Origin of the sequence: Bradyrhizobium sp. S3.2.6 (assembly GCF_040546885.1) — a bacterium.
Classification (GTDB): domain Bacteria; phylum Pseudomonadota; class Alphaproteobacteria; order Rhizobiales; family Xanthobacteraceae; genus Bradyrhizobium; species Bradyrhizobium cytisi.
In genome coordinates this window covers 43,219-60,208 of record NZ_JBEPOS010000016.1, presented here as the reverse complement: position 1 = coordinate 60,208, position 16,990 = coordinate 43,219, and the positions used below count along the sequence as shown (strand labels likewise).

Below are 16,990 nucleotides of genomic sequence, written 5' to 3'. Positions count from 1 at the left end.
GCCGTTGAACCTCGCGTGAGCTGCCGCACGATGATGTGGTAGCGCGGAATATCGTCCGTTTCGCCCGATCCATTCGATAGAACGGTTTGGAGCGTCCCATGACAAAGACAAGCATCGTCGCCGCCTTGCGGATCATTTTGTCGCTTGCGATCGCCGGCCCGGCGCGGGCCTGGCCGGAACAGTCATCAAGCATCGACTGCGCGTGGCGCGGCGAACAGGCGGAATGCGAAGCGCTCACCATGGCGCTCGTCCGCAAGCACGCCCTCGCACATCCACACATCCGCAAGACCGAGCGCGCGGCCATCCCGCTTGCGCCAACGCACCAGCCCGATCGCAACCAAGATCCACTCGCATCGATGCATTTCGAATGAACGCCGCGGCGCGCGAGACTGTGCAGATGTTCTGCAATTGGTCCCGCCTAGATTGACAGGGGTGTGACGGCCGGGGCAGTTTTTCACATTGCTGGCGAATCAGCGATTGCCTACGGCCTGAGTATCTCTTGGACAACTCCCAGTGCTTTCGAGACTGATATCGTTGCTGAGCCGCATTCCTGCGGTGAAATGGGCGTTCAACCGGCTACGGCCTCTGCCGCACAGCGGCAGTCTCGAGGTGGTGCATAGCGCTGCGGATGAAGAGTCGGTCATCGAGGAAGAAGCTTCGATCTCTTCGGTTGGTGTTGCGAGCGGGACGGTCGACGCGCCCGAAGTCATCAGCAGTGATCCGCCTGCGGAACACTCGACGGATGTTGAACCCGACGTCGTCGAAGAGGTCCCGGTCTCGACTGTCGAAGTCGAAGCCATCGAGGCGCCTGAGCCCCTAATCATCAGCGAGGCATCTGCGGAACTTCCGGCCAATGTCGAGCCGGTCCTTGAGGAGCTGGTCTTCATCGCGCCTGTCGCGACGGAGACGGTTTCGGTCGAGCCCTCCGAGCTCGTCACGGAAGACGAACCCGCATCCGTCGCTTCCGTGGAGCCCGAACCGGTTGCCGTCGATGAGACGCCCGTCGCAGCCGTTGTCGCAGAGGAGACGATCGCCGACGCGCCGAAGGCTCGTGCAATGGCCGTGGAGCCCGCCGATCGCGCCGCGCTGATCCGGCAACGTTGGGCCGGGACCGGGATCAGGATGTGGAATCCGCGGCTTCACGGCACCGGCGATGCCACGCTGAACATCCAGGGGCGCATCGGACTGCTGCCGCCAGAGCCCGGCGAGACGATGCCGCGCTACGACAAGCTCGAATTCAGGATGCTCGGCGGCCAGATCGTCTGCGAAGGCGTGATTGTCGAGGCCCCCGTGCATGCCGGCCAGCGCAGCTTCACCCGGCTCGCCGAGCCGCGTGGCGCCGATCGCACCCGCGAGGCGGTGCGGGAACGTCAGGCCGCCCTCGCCTGATCCTTCTGCGATGACTCAAGGGATCGGATAGCCCTTCCAGACCCACTCCAGCGCCGAAGGCAGCGTTTGCGCGATCGTCGGACGATCGACGTGCTTGGCATTGCGCACGAACAGGAACTGGTAGTGGTAACCCTTCGCCGCCAGCACCTTCGCCATCACGGCGTTCGACAAGGTCCAGTCGTGCATGCCGTCGGGAATGGTTGGGTTGGGATAGAACAGGTCCTGGTCGCCGCCGAAATACCAGAAGCGGATCGGCTTGGTCGGCGCGGCGACGATCAGCGGCACGCCAGGCGGTTCGGCCGGCGTCAGCACGCCCGCCTTCGAGATCAGGTTCGGGCCCGCCGGTCCCGTCCACGCGCTGTGATATTCCCAGGCGCCGCCACGCAGTGACGGATCATGCGGCCATTGCTGGTTGACCATGGTCGGCGAGAACGCCAGCACGCGATGATAGAGATCGGGATAGAACCAGGCCATGGTGAAGGCTGCCACGCCGCTCGAGCTCAGCCCCATGGTGGCGCGTCCTTCGGGGTTCCTGGTGAGCTTGACGCCGGCGTTCTGCTCGACGAGCGGCAGCACCTCGCGCTCGACGAACTGCGCGTAGGCCCCCGACACCGCGTCATATTCACGGCCGCGCTGGCTGCCCTGCGCATCCTGCCCGCCATTGCCGATCTGGATCGCGATCATCGGCGGCACGCGGCGCTGCGCGATCAGATTGTCGAGTGTGGCCGGGAGATCCTTGTAGGCGGCAGAGCCGCCGTCGCCGATCACGATGAAGGGCGCCTCGGTACCGGGTACGTATTGCGCCGGCACATAGACGTCGATCGTGCGCGACCAGATGCCGGGATGGCTGGTGGTGACGATCATGTTCGACTTGTCGTCCGGCGCGGTCACGGTCGTCATGATCGAGGAATTGGTGCAGCCGGCGACGTCGTCGCGGATCAGGCCGGGATTGTAGATCGTGCTGTCCTTCGACGAGAGCGTGAATGATTTTGTCGTGCCGCGCGGCACGCCCTCCTTCGCGATGGTCTCGGGCGCGGGATTGTGGGTGGGGCCAATGATGAAATTGCCTTCCGCACCCGGTGGCGGCAGCGTGCCGTCGGGCAGCTCGGTCGCACGCGGATAGTTGGGATTGGAGGGATCGCGCGTCGGCGGCGTGGTCTTGAAATCGAGGCCGGTGGTGTCGATGAAGAACGGCGCCGCCTTGTCGGTGGTGTTGGCGCCCGGCGGCACGGCCATGTTCTGGGTCACGCAGGCCGGCTGCGCGAAGGCTGTCGAAGCCAAGCAGACGAGGGACATCAGCGCCCCCGTCAGGACGAACAATGATTTGGTCATTTCAGCTCCCGGTGCTGACGAGTCCTTGCTGGCTCGTCTTGAGGCAAAGTATGGCGGCCGGCCCGCACGCGGTCAAACGCGATCGGCGCAGTGCAGCAATCGCCGCCATGCTCAAACCGGACAGCGACCGTTATTCCGCGCATGACGCAGAATTTTTCGAGCATCAGGCCGTTGCTGCCCCACCGCGCAGCATTTAGCGTGCGCCTGGTCGATCCGCGGGCGTCACCTGCGGTCGCAACGACAACAACAACCGGGAGGACAATCCATGAGAAAGCTCGCGGCCGCGCTGTGCGCGCTGGCATTCTTCGCACCTGCCGCGCAGGCCCAGACCATCAAGGACTTCCTGGCGGCGGTCATGGTGAAGTGGACAGCGCCGTTCGAGCCATTCCAGCTCATCGACAACATCTATTATGTCGGCACCGACGGCATCGCCGTCTATGTCATCAAGACGTCGCAGGGCCTGATCCTGATTGACACCGCGATGCCGCAGTCGACCGGCATGATCAAGGACCACATCGCCAAGCTCGGCTTCAAGGTCGCCGACATCAAATACATCCTCAACAGCCACGCCCATCTCGATCACACCGGCGGCTTTGCCGAGATCAAGAAGGACAGCGGCGCGCAGCTTGTCGCGGGCGAACGCGACAAGCCGCTGCTCGAAGGCGGCTACTATCCGGGCGACGAGAAGAACGCGGACCTCGGATTTGCCCCGGTGAAGGTCGATCGCACGGTGAAGGAAGGCGACAAGGTGACGCTCGGCGACACCACGCTGACGGCGCATGAGACACCCGGCCATTCGCCGGGCTGCACCAGCTGGGAGATGACGGTGAAGGACGGCGACCAGGACCGCCGGGTGCTGTTCTTCTGCAGCGGCACCGTGGCGCTGAACCGGCTGGTCGGCCAGCCGACCTATCCCGGCATCGTCGACGACTACCGCGCGACCTTCGCCAAGGCCAAGGCGATGAAGATCGACGTGCTGCTCGGGCCGCATCCCGAGGTCTACGGCATGCAGGACAAGCGCGCGCAGCAGATCAAGAGCCAGACGCCAAATCCGTTCGTCAAGCCCGGAGAGCTCGCGACCTACGCCACAGGCCTGTCGGAGGATTTCGACAAGCAGCTCGCCAAGCAGACGGCCGCGCTTCAACTGGCGAAGTGAAGGCTGCCGCTACTTCGTCAGGCTCGGCAGCTCTAGCCCCTTGTCACGGGCGCAGTCGATCGCGATGTCGTACCCCGCATCCGCATGGCGCATGACGCCGCTGGCCGGATCGTTCCAGAGCACGCGCGCGATGCGCTTGGCGGCCTCCGGCGTGCCGTCGGCGACGATCACCATGCCGGCGTGCTGCGAATAGCCGATGCCGACGCCGCCGCCGTGATGCAGCGAGACCCAGGTCGCACCGCTGGCGCAATTCAATAGCGCGTTGAGCAAGGGCCAGTCGGACACGGCATCCGATCCGTCCTTCATCGCCTCGGTTTCGCGGTTCGGGCTTGCCACCGAGCCGCTGTCGAGATGGTCGCGGCCGATCACGATCGGCGCCTTCAACTCGCCGCGCGCGACCATCTCGTTGAAGGCAAGGCCGAGGCGATGACGATCGCCGAGGCCAACCCAGCAGATCCGCGCCGGCAGGCCCTGGAACTTGATGCGCTCCCTGGCCATGTCGAGCCAATTGTGCAGATGCTTGTCGTCGGGCATCAGCTCCTTGACCTTGGCGTCGGTCCTGAAGATGTCCTCGGGATCGCCCGAGAGCGCGGCCCAGCGGAACGGCCCAACGCCGCGGCAGAACAGGGGACGGATATAGGCGGGCACGAAGCCGGGGAAGTCGAAGGCGTTCTTGAGACCCATATCCTGCGCCATCTGGCGGATGTTGTTGCCGTAGTCGAGCGTCGGGATTCCCAGCGCGTGGAAATCCAGCATGGCCTGAACGTGCTCGACCATCGATGTCTTCGACGCACGCTCCACCGACTTCGGATCGGACGCCCGCCTGGCTTCCCAATCGGCCAGCGACCAGCCCTTCGGCAAGTAGCCGTTGATCGGATCATGCGCGCTGGTCTGGTCGGTGACGATGTCGGGCTTGACGCCGCGACGCACCAGCTCCGGAAAAATCTCCGCGGCATTGCCGAGCAGGCCGACCGAGACCGCCTTCTTCGTCTTCGCGGCCTCCGCCATGATCGCCAGCGCTTCGTCGAGCGTTGCGGCCTGACGATCGAGATAGCCGGTACGCAGGCGCATCTCGATGCGGCTCGGCTGGCATTCGACCGCAAGCATCGAAGCGCCGGCCATGGTCGCCGCCAGCGGCTGCGCGCCGCCCATGCCGCCGAGACCGGCGGTGAGAATCCATTTGCCGGCAAGGCTGCCGCCATAATGACGACGGCCGACCTCGACAAAGGTCTCGTAGGTGCCCTGCACGATGCCCTGGCTGCCGATATAGATCCAGGAGCCCGCGGTCATCTGGCCGTACATCATCAGGCCCAGGCGATCGAGCTCGTTGAAATGATCGAGCGTCGCCCAATGCGGCACGATGTTGGAGTTCGCGATCAGCACGCGCGGGGCATCGGCATGGGTGCGGAACACGCCAACCGGCTTGCCGGACTGAACCAGCAGCGTCTGGTCGGCTTCCAGCGTGCGCAACGACGCGACGATCCGGTCAAAGCTCTCCCAGTCGCGCGCGGCGCGGCCGATGCCGCCATAGACGACGAGCTCGCTCGGGCGCTCCGCGACATCAGGATCGAGATTGTTCATCAGCATACGGAGCGGTGCTTCCGTCTGCCAGCTCTTGGCGCTGATGTCGCTGCCGCGAGGGGCGCGGATGGTGCGGTCATTGTCCAGTCGGCGGTTCATGAAGACCTCTTCAGACGAGTCTTGTTCAGTCAAGTTTTGGGAACGGATCGATTGGAAGCGCCGTGAGCGCCGCGGCCGGCAGCGCGGCGGTTTCAATCAGCGCGGCGGCCTTGGCGAGATCGCCGGCCATGTAGCGGTCGGCGCCGAGCGCGGGCACTTGCTCACGCAGCGCCGCGATGACAGCGACGAGCGGCGCGCTGGTCGCATGCGGCGCGCGCAGCGTGATGCCTTGGGCTGCGACCAGAAGCTCGATGCCTAAAATCGCGGCGAGATTGTCGGCCATGTCGGAGAGCCGCCGCGCGGCATGGGCGGCCATGGAGACGTGGTCTTCCTGGTTGGCGCTGGTCGGCGTCGAGTCGATCGAGCAGGCCGCCGCACGCTGCTTGTTCTCGGCGTAGAGTGCGGCGGCCGTCACCTCGGCGATCATGAAGCCGGAATTGATTCCGGGATCGGGGGTGAGGAACGGCGGCAGGCCAAAATTGAGCGCGGGGTCAACCAGCGTCGCGATGCGCCGCTCGCTGATCGCGCCGATTTCCGACAGCGCCAGCGCGATCGTATCGGCGGCAAAGGCCACCGGCTCCGCGTGGAAATTGCCGCCGGAGACGATCTCGCCGGTCTCGACCAGCACCAGCGGATTGTCGGTGACAGCGTTGGCCTCGGTGATCAGCGTGCGCGCGGCCTGCGTGATCAGGTCGAGCGCGGCGCCCGCGACCTGCGGCTGGCAGCGCAGGCAGTAGGGATCCTGCACGCGCTCGTCGCCCTCGAGATGGGACAGGCGGATATCGCTGCCGTCGAGCAGCGCAGTCAGGGTCGCAGCCGCGGCGATCTGCCCGGGATGACCGCGGAGCGCCTGGATCTCGGGACGGAACGGCGCCGTCGAGGCCATCGCCGCATCGACCGACAGCGCGCCGGTGACAAGGGCGGCGCGCAGCAGGCCAAATGCGCGCAGCACGCCGGCAATGGCATAGGCAGTCGAGAACTGCGTGCCGTTGATCAGCGCGAGGCCCTCCTTGGGGCCGAGCGTCAACGGCGCAAGGCCGGCCGCGGCGAGCGCCTCACTGCCCGGCACCGCCTTGCCGTCGACGATCGCCTGCCCGTCGCCGATCATCACCGCCGTCATGTGGGCAAGCGGCGCGAGATCGCCGGAGGCGCCGACCGAGCCCTGCTGTGGCACCAGCGGATACACGCCCCGCGCCAGCATGGCCTGGAGCTGCTCGATGACCTCGCGGCGTACGCCGGAGGCACCGCGCCCGAGCGAGACGATTTTCAGCGCTATCATCAACCGCACGATCGGCTCCGGCGTCGCCGGGCCGACACCGCAGCAATGCGAGACGATGAGGTTGCGCTGAAGCAGCGCGGTCTGGTCCGGCGGAATCCGCTTCGACGCCAGCTTCCCGAAGCCGGTGTTGATCCCATAGACGGGAGCAGCGGCCTGCGCGGCCTTCGCAACGATCTCCGCGGCCGCCTCGACGCGCGGCCAGAACGCGGCATCGAGTATCACGGGCGCACCTGCCAGCACGCGCGCGAGGTCGTGGAGGCTCACCGTTCCCGGCTTGACGACGATCGCTGCGCGCGGCTCCATCATTGGCCCCTCCACACCCGGCGGTGCAGCGGATTGAAGCCGATGCGGTAGACGAGCTCGGCGGGACGCTCGATGTCCCAGATCGCGAGGTCGCACCATTTGCCGGCCTCAAGCGTGCCGGTCTCATCGAGCACGCCGAGTGCCCGCGCGCCTTCACGGGTGATACCGGCGAGACATTCGGCCACCGTCATCCGGAACAGCGTCGCACCCATGTTCATGGCGAGCAGCAGCGAGGTCAGTGGCGAGCTGCCGGGATTGCAGTCGGTCGCGAGCGCCATGGGAACGCCATGCTTGCGAAAGGCTTCGACCGGCGGCTTTTGCGTCTCGCGGATGAAGTAGAAGGCGCCGGGCAGCAGCACGGCCACCGTTCCGGCCTTCGCCATCGCCGCAGCGCCGGCCTCGTCGGTATGCTCCAGATGATCGGCGGAGAGCGCGGAGAATTTTGCAGCGAGCGCAGCGCCGCCGAGGTTCGAGAGCTGATCGGCATGGAGCTTGACCGGCAGCCCAAGCGCCCTTGCCGCCTCGAACACCCGTGCCGTCTGCTCCGCCGAGAACGCGATGCCTTCCGTGAACGCATCAACGGCATCGGCAAGGCCCGCCTTTGCGATGGTCGGCAGCATCTCGTTGCAGACGAGATCGATATAGCGATCCTTGTCGCCGTCGGCCTCCACCGGCAGCGCGTGCGCGCCGAGGAACGAGGTGCGGATCGAGGCCCTCCGTTGACGGCCGAGGCTGCGGGCGGCCGAGAGCTGGCGCATCTCGGTCTCGGTGTCGAGCCCATAGCCGGACTTGATTTCGACCGTGGTGGCACCCTCGCCGATCAGCGCATCGAGCCGCAACAGCGCGCTCGCGACCAGCTCGGCTTCGCTCGCCTTGCGCGTCGCGGCCACCGTCGAGACGATGCCGCCGCCGGCACGCGCGATCTCCTCGTAGCTCGCGCCCTTCAGGCGCAGCTCGAACTCGTGCGCGCGGTTGCCGCCATAGACGAGATGGGTGTGGCAGTCGACGAGGCCCGGCGTGATCCAGCGCCCTTCGCAATCGATCCGCTGGACGGCGTCCGCATCCACCGGAAAGTTTGCGGCCGCGCCCGCATAGACGACGTGGCCGTCGCGTATGGCGATCAGGCCATGCTCGATCTCGCCGAGATCGGGACGGTCGGGCCGCATCGTGGCGAGCCGGGCGTTGTGCCAGATCCGGTCGAAGCGCTCTGCCATGCCACTGTCCCTTCGCGAAGTCCCTGCGCCCTGGGATGCTTGACTTATATGTCTAGACATATAATCGTAAGCCGGTTCTGTCCAGCCGGCGTGTCATCATGTCCCGACTGCATTTCGCCTCCGCGCTCCTGCCCTCGGGCTGGGCCAATGACGTGCAGGTGGTCATCGCCGCCGGCGCGATCGCGGAGGTGACGCCGGGCGTAGCGCCGGCCGCGGGCGACGAGCGCCACGCCATCGCGCTTCCGGGACTTGCGAGCCTGCACAGCCACGCTTTCCAGCGTGGCATGGCGGGACTTGCCGAGCTGCGCGGCGACTCGGCCGATACATTCTGGACCTGGCGCGAGACGATGTATCGCTTTGCGCTAGCGATGACGCCGGACGATGTTGCCGCTGTCGCGACACTGCTTTATGTCGAGATGCTGGAGCGGGGTTTTACCCGCGTCGGCGAGTTCCATTATTTGCATCACGATCGCGACGGCTCGCCCTACGCCGATCCCGCCGAGATGGCCGCGCGCATTGCAGGGGCTGCTGAAGCCTCAAGCATCGGCCTGACGCTGCTGCCGAGTTTTTATGCGCACGGCTCCTTCGGCGGCGCCGCGCCTCACGATGGTCAACGCCGCTTCATCTGCTCGGTCGATCAGTTCGCCACACTGATGGCTGCCTCGCGCAAGGCCATTGCGGCATTGCCGGGCGCCAATATCGGGATCGCGCCGCACAGTCTGCGCGCGGTGACGCCGGACGAGCTCGCGGCGATCATTCCACTCGCCGAAGGCGGGCCGGTACACATTCATGCCGCTGAGCAGGTGAAGGAAGTCGAGGACTGCCTGGCCTGGTCGGGACGACGCCCGGTGCAATGGCTTCTTGAGCATGCCCCGGTCGATCAACGCTGGTGCCTCATTCATGCGACCCACATGACGGATGTAGAAGTCAGCGCATTCGCGAAGACCGGCGCGGTGGCAGGTCTCTGCCCTGTCACCGAGGCGAGCCTCGGCGACGGCATCTTTCCGGCACGCGAATTTCTTGACGCTGGCGGCGCGTTTGGTGTCGGCACCGATTCCAACGTGCTCGTCGGCGTCGCCGAAGAGCTGCGCCAGCTTGAATATGGCCAGCGGCTCAAGCATCGCGCGCGCAACGTGCTGTCCGGCGGCGTCGGCCGTTCGACGGGGCGCACGCTGTTCGACGATGCCCTTGCGGGCGGGGCCCGGGCGCTGGCGCAGCCGGCTGCGGGCCTCGCGCCGGGCGTGCGTGCCGATATCGTCACGCTCGACGCCGCGCATCCGTCGCTGGCGGGACGCACGCGCGACGCCGTGATCGACGGCTGGATCTTTGCGGCAGGCCACGGCGCGATCGATTGCGTCTGGGCCGGCGGCAACAAGGTCGTTGAAGGCGGGCAGCACCAATTGCGCCGGTCCGCACGCGAACGCTTCAACGCATCGGTGCGGAGGCTCGTCGCATGAGCCTCGCAACTGATGCTGCCGACAAGCCGACGCTCTACAAGCGGATCCGCGCCGATATCGAAAAGCGGATTCTGACCGGCGAATGGCCGCCGGGCCATCGCATTCCCTTCGAGCACGAGCTGGTCGCACGTTACGGCTGCTCGCGCATGACGGTGAACAAGGCGCTGTCGGAGCTGGCCCAGGCCGACCTGATCGAGCGGCGCCGCCGTGCCGGCTCTTTCGTGCGGCGGCCGCAGCACCAGTCGGCGGTGCTCAAGATTGCCGACATCCGCGCCGAGATCACCGCACTCGGGCGCGGTTACGGCTACGAGTTGATCAGCCGCAAGCTGCGCGCCGCGACCGCTGCCGACCGCGAGCGTCTTGGCGTCAAGAAAGCCGGCAAGGTGGTCTCGATCGCCTGCCGTCACAGCGCCGACAATGTGCCCTTTGCGGTCGAGGACCGGCTGATCGATCTCGCCTCTGTGCCGAATGCTGCAACGGCGGATTTCTCGCGCGAGCCGCCGGGCTCGTGGCTGCTTCATCATGTCCCGTGGACAGAGGCCGAGCATACGATCAGCGCCATTGTCGCGGATGATCGCACCGCGGAGGCGCTCGACATCGCCGTCGGCGCGCCCTGCCTGGTGATCGACCGCTATACCTGGCGTAGCGCGCGCACCATCACCGCGGTGCGCCTGCTCTATCCCGGTGACTCTCACCGCCTTGTCGCCCGATTCAAGGGAGGTTGAGAGAACGATGTCGGCACAAATCGTGCAACGCTTCGGGCAACGGTCCCCACAGACCGACAGAGATCAACAGGACGTCAATCCATCGATCGGCAAGAGGACGACAATCATGCGTAGTTCGAAAGTATTTGCGACAATCATTGCGCTTACGGCCGCCACTCCCGTGCTCGCCGACGACGTCAAGGTCGGTGTCGGCATCTCCGGATGGACCGGCTTCGCGCCGCTGACGCTGGCGAAGGAAGCCGGCATCTTCAAGAAGAACGGCCTCGACGTCACCATCAAGAAGATCCCGCAGAAGGACCGCCACCTCGCGATTGCCTCCGGCGACGTCCAGTGCGCAGCGACGACGGTCGAGACCTGGATCTCCTGGAACGCCAACGGCGTCGCGACCAAGCAGATCTTCCAGCTCGACAAGAGCTTTGGCGCCGACGGCATGGCCGTGCGCAACGACGTCACGTCGATCAAGGAGCTGAAGGGCAAGACGGTTGCGGCTTCCGCGCCTGGGACCTCGCCCTATTTCGCGCTGGCCTGGATGCTGAAGAAGAACGGCCTCACGGTGAAGGACGTCACCGTCGTGAACCTCGAGCCGGCCGCGGCCGCGCAGGCCTTCGTCTCCGGCCAGAACGACGCCGCGATGACCTACGAGCCGTATCTGTCGACCGTGCGCGCCGCACCCGACAAGGGCAAGATCATCGCGACCACGCTGGACTACCCGATCGTGATGGACACGTTCGGCTGCACGCCGAAATTCCTTACCGAGAACCCGAAGGCAGCGCAGGCGCTGGCCGACAGTTATTTCGAATCGCTCGAGATGATCGCCAAGGACCAGGCCAAGGCCTATGAGATCATGGGCGCCGACGTGAAGCAGACCGGCGAGGCGTTCGGCAACTCGGCAAAGTACCTGCGTTGGCAGGACAAGGCCGCGAACCAGAAGTTCTTCGCGGGCGACTTCCTCGCCTTCAACAAGGATGCCGCCGAGCTTCTGCTCGAGATCGGCATCATCAAGGCCGCACCGAAGGTCGAAGACCTCTACGACGCGAGCTTCATCAAGTAAGCTTCAACGAGCTGCCGGTCCCGCCGCGAGGCGGGACCGGAGCCTGATCGACCATTCGGATAGATAGTTGATGCGTCCCCTGGATTCCGTGACATCGAAGCAGCGCGTGGCCTACGGCCTCGCGTTCTTCGTGCTGTTCGTCGCCCTCTGGTCCTGGGCGACTTTCGGCGGCCATGTATCGAAGACCTTCCTCGCCAATCCGCTGACCATGGTGCAGGAAGGTTATGACCTCCTGGCCAAGCAAGGCTTCCTGTATGACATCGGCATGACGATCTGGCGCGTCGTCGGCGGCTTTGCGCTGGCCGCGATCATCGCAGTGCCGCTCGGCGTCCTCATGGGCGCCTACAAGCCGATCGAGGCCTTCCTCGAACCGTTCGTCTCCTTTGCGCGCTATCTGCCTGCCTCGGCGTTCATCCCGCTGTTAATCCTGTGGGCCGGGATCGGCGAACTGCAGAAGCTGCTGGTCATCTTCATCGGCTCGGTGTTCCAAATCATCCTGATGATTGCAGTCACCGTCGGCACGACGCGGCGCGATCTGGTGGAAGCCGCCTACACGCTCGGCGCCAGCGACCGCGGCATCATCCGCCGCGTGCTGCTGCCCTCCTCCGCCCCTGAGATTGCGGAAATCCTGCGGCTGGTGCTGGGCTGGGCCTGGACCTACGTCATCGTCGCCGAGCTGATCGGCTCGTCCTCCGGCATTGGCCACATGATCACCGACAGCCAGGCGCTTCTCAATACCGGCCAGATCATCTTCGGCATCATCGTGATCGGGCTGATCGGCCTCCTCTCGGACTTCATGTTCAAGGCGTTCAACGCCTGGCTGTTTCCATGGAGGCTCGCATGACCACGCTGAAGATCGAGCAGGTCTCGCGAATCTTCCCGGCACGCCACGGCAACGCGCCGACCAGAGCGCTGGAGCCGACCGACCTCATCATCGGCAACAACGACTTCGTCACGATCCTCGGTCCCTCGGGCTGCGGCAAGTCCACGCTGCTTCGCATCGTCGCCGGCCTCGACCGTCCGACCAGCGGGCGCGTCACGCTCGACGGGCGCGAGGTCACCGGCCCCGGCGCCGATCGCGGCATGGTGTTCCAGTCCTACACGCTGTTTCCCTGGCTCACCGTGCGCGAGAACATCGCCTTCGGCCTGCGCGAGCGTGGCGTGTCCGAGGCGGAGCGCAACAAGATCGCCGACGCCTTCATCGGCCAGGTCGGACTGTCCGGCTTCGAGAACCACTGGCCGAAGCAGCTTTCGGGCGGCATGCAGCAGCGCACAGCGATCGCACGCGCACTTGCCAACGACCCAAAAATTCTGCTGCTCGACGAGCCCTTCGGCGCACTGGACAACCAGACCCGCGCCCTGATGCAGGAAATGCTGCTGGGCATCTGGGAGCGCGACCAGAAGACGGTGCTGTTCGTCACCCACGACATCGAGGAGGCGATCTTCCTCGGCAGCCGCGTCATCGTCATGAGTGCGCGTCCCGGCCGGATCAAGGCCGAGATCAATGTGGACCTGCCGCATCCACGCTCCTACAAGATCAAGACCACGCCGGAATTCGTCCAGCTCAAGGAACGCCTGGTCGAAGAGATCCGCACCGAGGCGCTGAAGGTTGCCGAACATGCCTGACACCAAGCCACGCGCCAATGGCGAGCGCGTCCTCGCCGATCTCAATGCACTGCGTAGCCTGGGCGCCTACAAGACCGGCGTGCACAAGCCGACCTTCTCCGAGCCGCACAAGCAATCGCTGGACTGGCTGGTGCAGAAGCTGCCCGAAGCCGGCCTCACTGGTGCGATCGACGGCATCGGCAATATCCTCGGCACCAGCGCGAAGGCTGGACCGAAGCTGCTGGCGGGCTCGCATCTGGAAAGCCAGAACTATGCCGGCTGGCTCGATGGCCCGCTCGGCGTCGTCTATGCGCTCGAGGCGGCGCGCGTGCTCAACACGGATCCCTCCGTGAAAGGCGCGGTCGAAGTGGCTGCGTGGTGCGACGAGGAAGGTCATTTCGGCAGCTTCCTCGGCTCGCGTTCCTATGTCGGGCAGGTGACCGAGGCGGAGATCGACGCCGCGCGGGACCGCACCAATGGCCGCACCATGCGCGACGCGCTGACCGACATGGGGCTTGCCGGACGCGCGCGCATCGCTGCCGAGCCGGGACGGCACGTCGGTTATCTCGAGGCGCATATCGAGCAGGGCGACACGCTCGAGAGCGGCGGGCTCGCGATCGGCGTCGTGACCTCCATCGTCGGCATCTGGCAATACCGCATCAATTTCACCGGTGAGCAGAACCACGCAGGCACCACGCGCATGGCCGTGCGCAAGGATGCCGGCCTCGCGCTGGCTAAATTCTGCGTGGCGGTCGACCAGCGTTTCCCGGCTGCGTGCGGACCGCGTACGGTCTGGACTACCGGCCGCATCACGCTCGATCCGGGCGCGCCGAGCATCATTCCCGGCGGTGCCGAAATGCTGTTTCAGATCCGCGATGACAACCCGGCCGTCATCGCGCGGCTCGAAGAGCTGCTGCGAACGCTGGCGGACGAGGCCAATGCCAAAGGCCCCTGTACCGTGACCGTGGAGCGGATCCGCTTGGGCGCACCTGCCATGATGGACTCCCGCTTCCAGGATGCGATCGAGGCGGCGAGCAAGGCCGTGGCGGACGGACGATCGGTGCGCATGCCGAGCGGCGCCGGCCACGACGCGCAGATGCTCGCGGCTATCATGCCCGCAGGCATGCTGTTCGTGCCCTCGATCGGCGGCATCAGCCACCACTGGACCGAGAACACCGCCGATGCCGACATCGTCATGGGCGCGCAGGTGTTTGTTGATGCATGCCGGCGGATTTTGGCCGGCTAGAACGACGTTCCGCCGCCGAACCTGAACTCCTGCACCACGTCGTATTTGCCCTTCGTGAGCGGCACGGCGTAGTCGAAGCGCAGCGGTCCAAACGGCGAAGCCCAGATCAGGCCGACGCCGACTGACGAGCGCACCATGCTGCTGTCGTCATATTGCAGTCCACAGGTCGGGCAGGCCTTGGTATTGACCTCGCCGGTGGCCGTCCACGAGGTCGGTCCCTGATAACCCCAGAGCGAGCCGGCATCGGCATAGACCGCGCCCTTCAGGCCGACCTCCTTGGGCAGGAACCAGAACGGCATCTGCAGCTCCATGGACGCGCCCCAGTACTTCGTGCCGCCCAGCGCATCGCCCGTGGCGCCGTAGCTGGCATAGGTGATGTCGCGCGGACCGATGCCGTTGGAGGCGAAGCCGCGCACAAGGTTCGGGCCCATCTGGAAGTGATCCAGCATGCGCAGATCGTTGTCGCCGATCTTGCTGAGGACGCCACCCTGAAGATGGATCACACTGACGATCTCGGAGACCAGCGGCGTGTAATACTTGGTGTCCAGCGCTGTCTTCAGATAGGTGACGTCGCCACCAACGCCGGCAAAATCCTGCTTGAAGTCAACGAGCAGGCCGTCGGTCGGGTTCTTGGTGTTGTCGAGCGTGTTGTAGGTCAGCGTGTAGCCCAGCGCCGAGGTCCAGGTCGGGCCGCTCGCCAGTTCTTTTCGGACCGGCAGGCTGGTTTCGCCATCGCCATAGCAACCGTAACCGTAGAGGCCCGAGCTCGTGGAATTCGTCGGATCAACCCCGCCCAGGACATTCTGGATGTAGGCCGGCGTCGGGTTGAAGGCCCGCGATGTGTTGGCTGCGTTGTTATTGCAATTGTTGTAGGCGCTGGCGAGCGTGATGCTCTGCTGATAGAGCGAGTAGCGGAGCTGGAGCGACAGGTCCTCGCGCAACGCGAAGCCCAGGCGCGGCGAGAAGCCCAGCGTCGTCACCCCGTAGCTCGTATAGCTGTTCGACAATTGCTGACGCCAGTAGGTGTCGAATCCGAGCGCGATCCGGTAGTCGAGCAAATACGGCTCGACGAACGACAGCGATACCCCGCGGGCATATTGGCCGTAAGTCACCGACGCCTTGCCGAAAAGCCCCTTGCCGAACAGGTTGCGTTCGGAGACCGAGACTTCGGCAAGCGCGCCGTCGGTCGTGGAGTAGCCGCCCGAGACCGAGAAGTCGCCGGTCGACTTCTCCTCCATGTCGACGATCAGGATCACACGGTCGCTGGACGAGCCGGGCTCCGTGGTGATCTTGACGCTCTTGAAATAGTCGAGGTTCTTCAACCGGCGCTCGGCGCGGTCGACCAGGGCGCGGTTGTAGGCGTCGCCCTCGGAGAGGTCGAACTCGCGACGGATCACGTAGTCGCGCGTGCGGGTATTGCCCCGCAGACTGATGCGCTCGATATAGGTGCGCGGCCCTTCGTCGATGTTGAACACCACCGAGACGGTGTGTGATTCGAAATTGCGGTCGCCGCTCGGCCGCACCACGGCGAACGCGTAGCCGCGGCGCGAGGCCTCGATCTGCATCTCCTCGGTAGACTTCTCTACCGATTCGACATTGTAGAGCGAGCCGACATTGACGCGCGAGAAGTTGCGCAGCGTGGTCGCGTCGAAATTGGCGATGCTGGAGCGGAAGTCGACCGTGTCGACGCGATATTGCTGGCCTTCCTCGATCTTGAAGCTGACGAGGAAGCCCTTCTTGTCCGGATCATATTCGGTCAGCGCCGCCACGACCTGCGCGTCCGCAAAGCCGTTCTTGAGATAGAAGCGGCGGATCAGGTCGCGGTCGGCCTCGACCCGGTCCGGATCGTAGATGTCTCCGCTGCTGAGGAAGCTCAGCAGATTCGATTCGTGCGTCTTGATCACGTCCCTGAGGCGGTAGGACGAGAAGGCGCTGTTGCCGATGAACTCGATCGATTTGACGCCGGTCTTGGCGCCCTCCTCGACCGTGAAGACGAGATCGACGCGGTTGCTCGGCTGCTCGATGATTTCTGGCGTGACGCGGACGTCGTAGCGGCCCGAACGGCGATAGATCTCGGCGATCCGCAGCGTGTCGGACTGCACCATCGCGCGCGAGAAAGTCCCGCGCGGCTTGGACTGGATTTCGGCCGAGAGCTGCTCGTCCTTGATCTTCTTGTTGCCCTCGAACGCAATGCGGCCGATCACGGCGTTTTCCACCACCGACACCACGATATGGCCGCCGGCCCTGATAACCTTCACATCCTGAAACAGGCCGGTCTCGATCAACGCCTTGAGGCCGTCGTCGAGAGCCACCTGGTCGAACTGCCCGTTGGGGCCGGCCTTGAAGTAGGAGCGAACCGTCTCGGCCTCGACGCGGCGATTGCCTTCGACCACGATCGTATCCGTGGCCTGCGCCGCCGCGGCCGGCTGCGGCAACAGCACCAGCGGAAGTGAGGCTGCAATCGACACGCCACCCACGACCACCGCGACAAGCCAGGCCCGCAAAAACGACATTCCACACCTCAAGAGCACCTGACTGCTCTGAAACGGGAAA

At 65.3% G+C, this 16,990-nt stretch carries 15 protein-coding genes; 10 read left to right on the top strand and 5 right to left on the bottom strand.

Annotated features, from left to right (window positions below):
* Positions 1 to 98 precede the first annotated feature (98 nt).
* Together ABID58_RS25010 and ABID58_RS25005 are read left to right on the top strand one after the other, a co-directional pair.
* Entirely contained in the window at positions 99 to 371 is a 273-nt protein-coding gene (locus ABID58_RS25010) for a hypothetical protein (protein WP_354035386.1), read from the top strand.
* Between the two features lie 163 nt (positions 372 to 534).
* Positions 535 to 1,389 carry a hypothetical protein gene (locus ABID58_RS25005; RefSeq protein WP_354035384.1) on the top strand — a complete coding sequence of 285 codons (855 nt, stop codon included), beginning with the start codon at positions 535 to 537 and terminating at the stop codon, positions 1,387 to 1,389.
* A gap of 15 nt (positions 1,390 to 1,404) precedes the next feature.
* On the opposite strand, the gene ABID58_RS25000 is transcribed toward ABID58_RS25005, so the two are convergent.
* Positions 1,405 to 2,721 (bottom strand): alpha/beta hydrolase, encoded by a 1,317-nt coding sequence (locus tag ABID58_RS25000; protein WP_354035383.1) that lies wholly within the window; start codon positions 2,719 to 2,721, stop codon positions 1,405 to 1,407.
* 50 nt (positions 2,722 to 2,771) lie between these two features.
* On the opposite strand from ABID58_RS25000, the gene ABID58_RS24995 reads away from it, so the two are divergent.
* Positions 2,772 to 2,918: a hypothetical protein gene (locus ABID58_RS24995; protein WP_354035381.1), complete on the top strand. Its 147-nt coding sequence runs from the start codon at positions 2,772 to 2,774 to the stop codon at positions 2,916 to 2,918.
* Positions 2,919 to 2,986: 68 nt separating this feature from the next.
* Positions 2,987 to 3,877, top strand: coding sequence for a BJP family subclass B3 metallo-beta-lactamase (gene blaBJP / locus ABID58_RS24990; protein WP_354035380.1), 891 nt, complete (start codon positions 2,987 to 2,989; stop codon positions 3,875 to 3,877).
* A 9-nt stretch (positions 3,878 to 3,886) separates the two neighbouring features.
* Here the strand turns inward: blaBJP and hutU are convergent, their stop codons facing one another.
* Genes hutU through hutI form a run of 3 tightly spaced genes read right to left on the bottom strand, consistent with a single transcriptional unit; the run spans position 3,887 to position 8,353 of the window.
* Positions 3,887 to 5,557 (bottom strand): urocanate hydratase, encoded by a 1,671-nt coding sequence (gene hutU / locus ABID58_RS24985; protein ID WP_354035378.1) that lies wholly within the window; start codon positions 5,555 to 5,557, stop codon positions 3,887 to 3,889.
* Positions 5,558 to 5,582: 25 nt separating this feature from the next.
* Positions 5,583 to 7,142: a histidine ammonia-lyase gene (gene hutH, locus ABID58_RS24980; protein ID WP_354035376.1), complete on the bottom strand. Its 1,560-nt coding sequence runs from the start codon at positions 7,140 to 7,142 to the stop codon at positions 5,583 to 5,585.
* Entirely contained in the window at positions 7,139 to 8,353 is a 1,215-nt protein-coding gene (hutI, locus tag ABID58_RS24975) for an imidazolonepropionase (protein ID WP_354035375.1), read from the bottom strand. Before hutI ends, hutH begins: the two co-directional genes overlap by 4 nt.
* A 98-nt stretch (positions 8,354 to 8,451) precedes the next feature.
* Here hutI and ABID58_RS24970 point away from each other — a divergent pair, with 98 nt between their 5' ends.
* The 6 genes from ABID58_RS24970 to ABID58_RS24945 all read left to right on the top strand — a co-directional run bounded on the left by ABID58_RS24970 (position 8,452) and on the right by ABID58_RS24945 (position 14,437).
* Entirely contained in the window at positions 8,452 to 9,810 is a 1,359-nt protein-coding gene (locus tag ABID58_RS24970) for a formimidoylglutamate deiminase (RefSeq protein WP_354035373.1), read from the top strand.
* The gene (gene hutC / locus ABID58_RS24965) at positions 9,807 to 10,535 is read left to right on the top strand and encodes a histidine utilization transcriptional repressor HutC (protein ID WP_148756009.1); all 729 of its coding nucleotides are present in this window, start codon (positions 9,807 to 9,809) and stop codon (positions 10,533 to 10,535) included. Before ABID58_RS24970 ends, hutC begins: the two co-directional genes overlap by 4 nt.
* 106 nt (positions 10,536 to 10,641) lie before the next feature.
* On the top strand, positions 10,642 to 11,586 hold the full coding sequence (locus tag ABID58_RS24960) for an ABC transporter substrate-binding protein (RefSeq protein ID WP_148756008.1): 945 nt from the start codon (positions 10,642 to 10,644) through the stop codon (positions 11,584 to 11,586).
* A 70-nt stretch (positions 11,587 to 11,656) separates the two neighbouring features.
* A complete protein-coding gene (locus tag ABID58_RS24955) occupies positions 11,657 to 12,430 on the top strand; it encodes an ABC transporter permease (RefSeq protein WP_354035492.1) in 774 nt (257 codons plus the stop codon).
* On the top strand, positions 12,427 to 13,212 hold the full coding sequence (locus ABID58_RS24950; RefSeq protein WP_354035371.1) for an ABC transporter ATP-binding protein: 786 nt from the start codon (positions 12,427 to 12,429) through the stop codon (positions 13,210 to 13,212). The genes ABID58_RS24955 and ABID58_RS24950 overlap by 4 nt, the downstream gene beginning before the upstream one ends.
* Positions 13,205 to 14,437, top strand: a complete 1,233-nt coding sequence (locus ABID58_RS24945; RefSeq protein WP_354035370.1) for a Zn-dependent hydrolase — start codon at positions 13,205 to 13,207, stop codon at positions 14,435 to 14,437. The genes ABID58_RS24950 and ABID58_RS24945 overlap by 8 nt, the downstream gene beginning before the upstream one ends.
* Here ABID58_RS24945 and bamA read toward each other — a convergent pair.
* Entirely contained in the window at positions 14,434 to 16,950 is a 2,517-nt protein-coding gene (gene bamA / locus ABID58_RS24940) for an outer membrane protein assembly factor BamA (protein ID WP_354035368.1), read from the bottom strand. The genes ABID58_RS24945 and bamA overlap by 4 nt on opposite strands.
* Between the last annotated feature and the right edge of the window lie 40 nt (positions 16,951 to 16,990).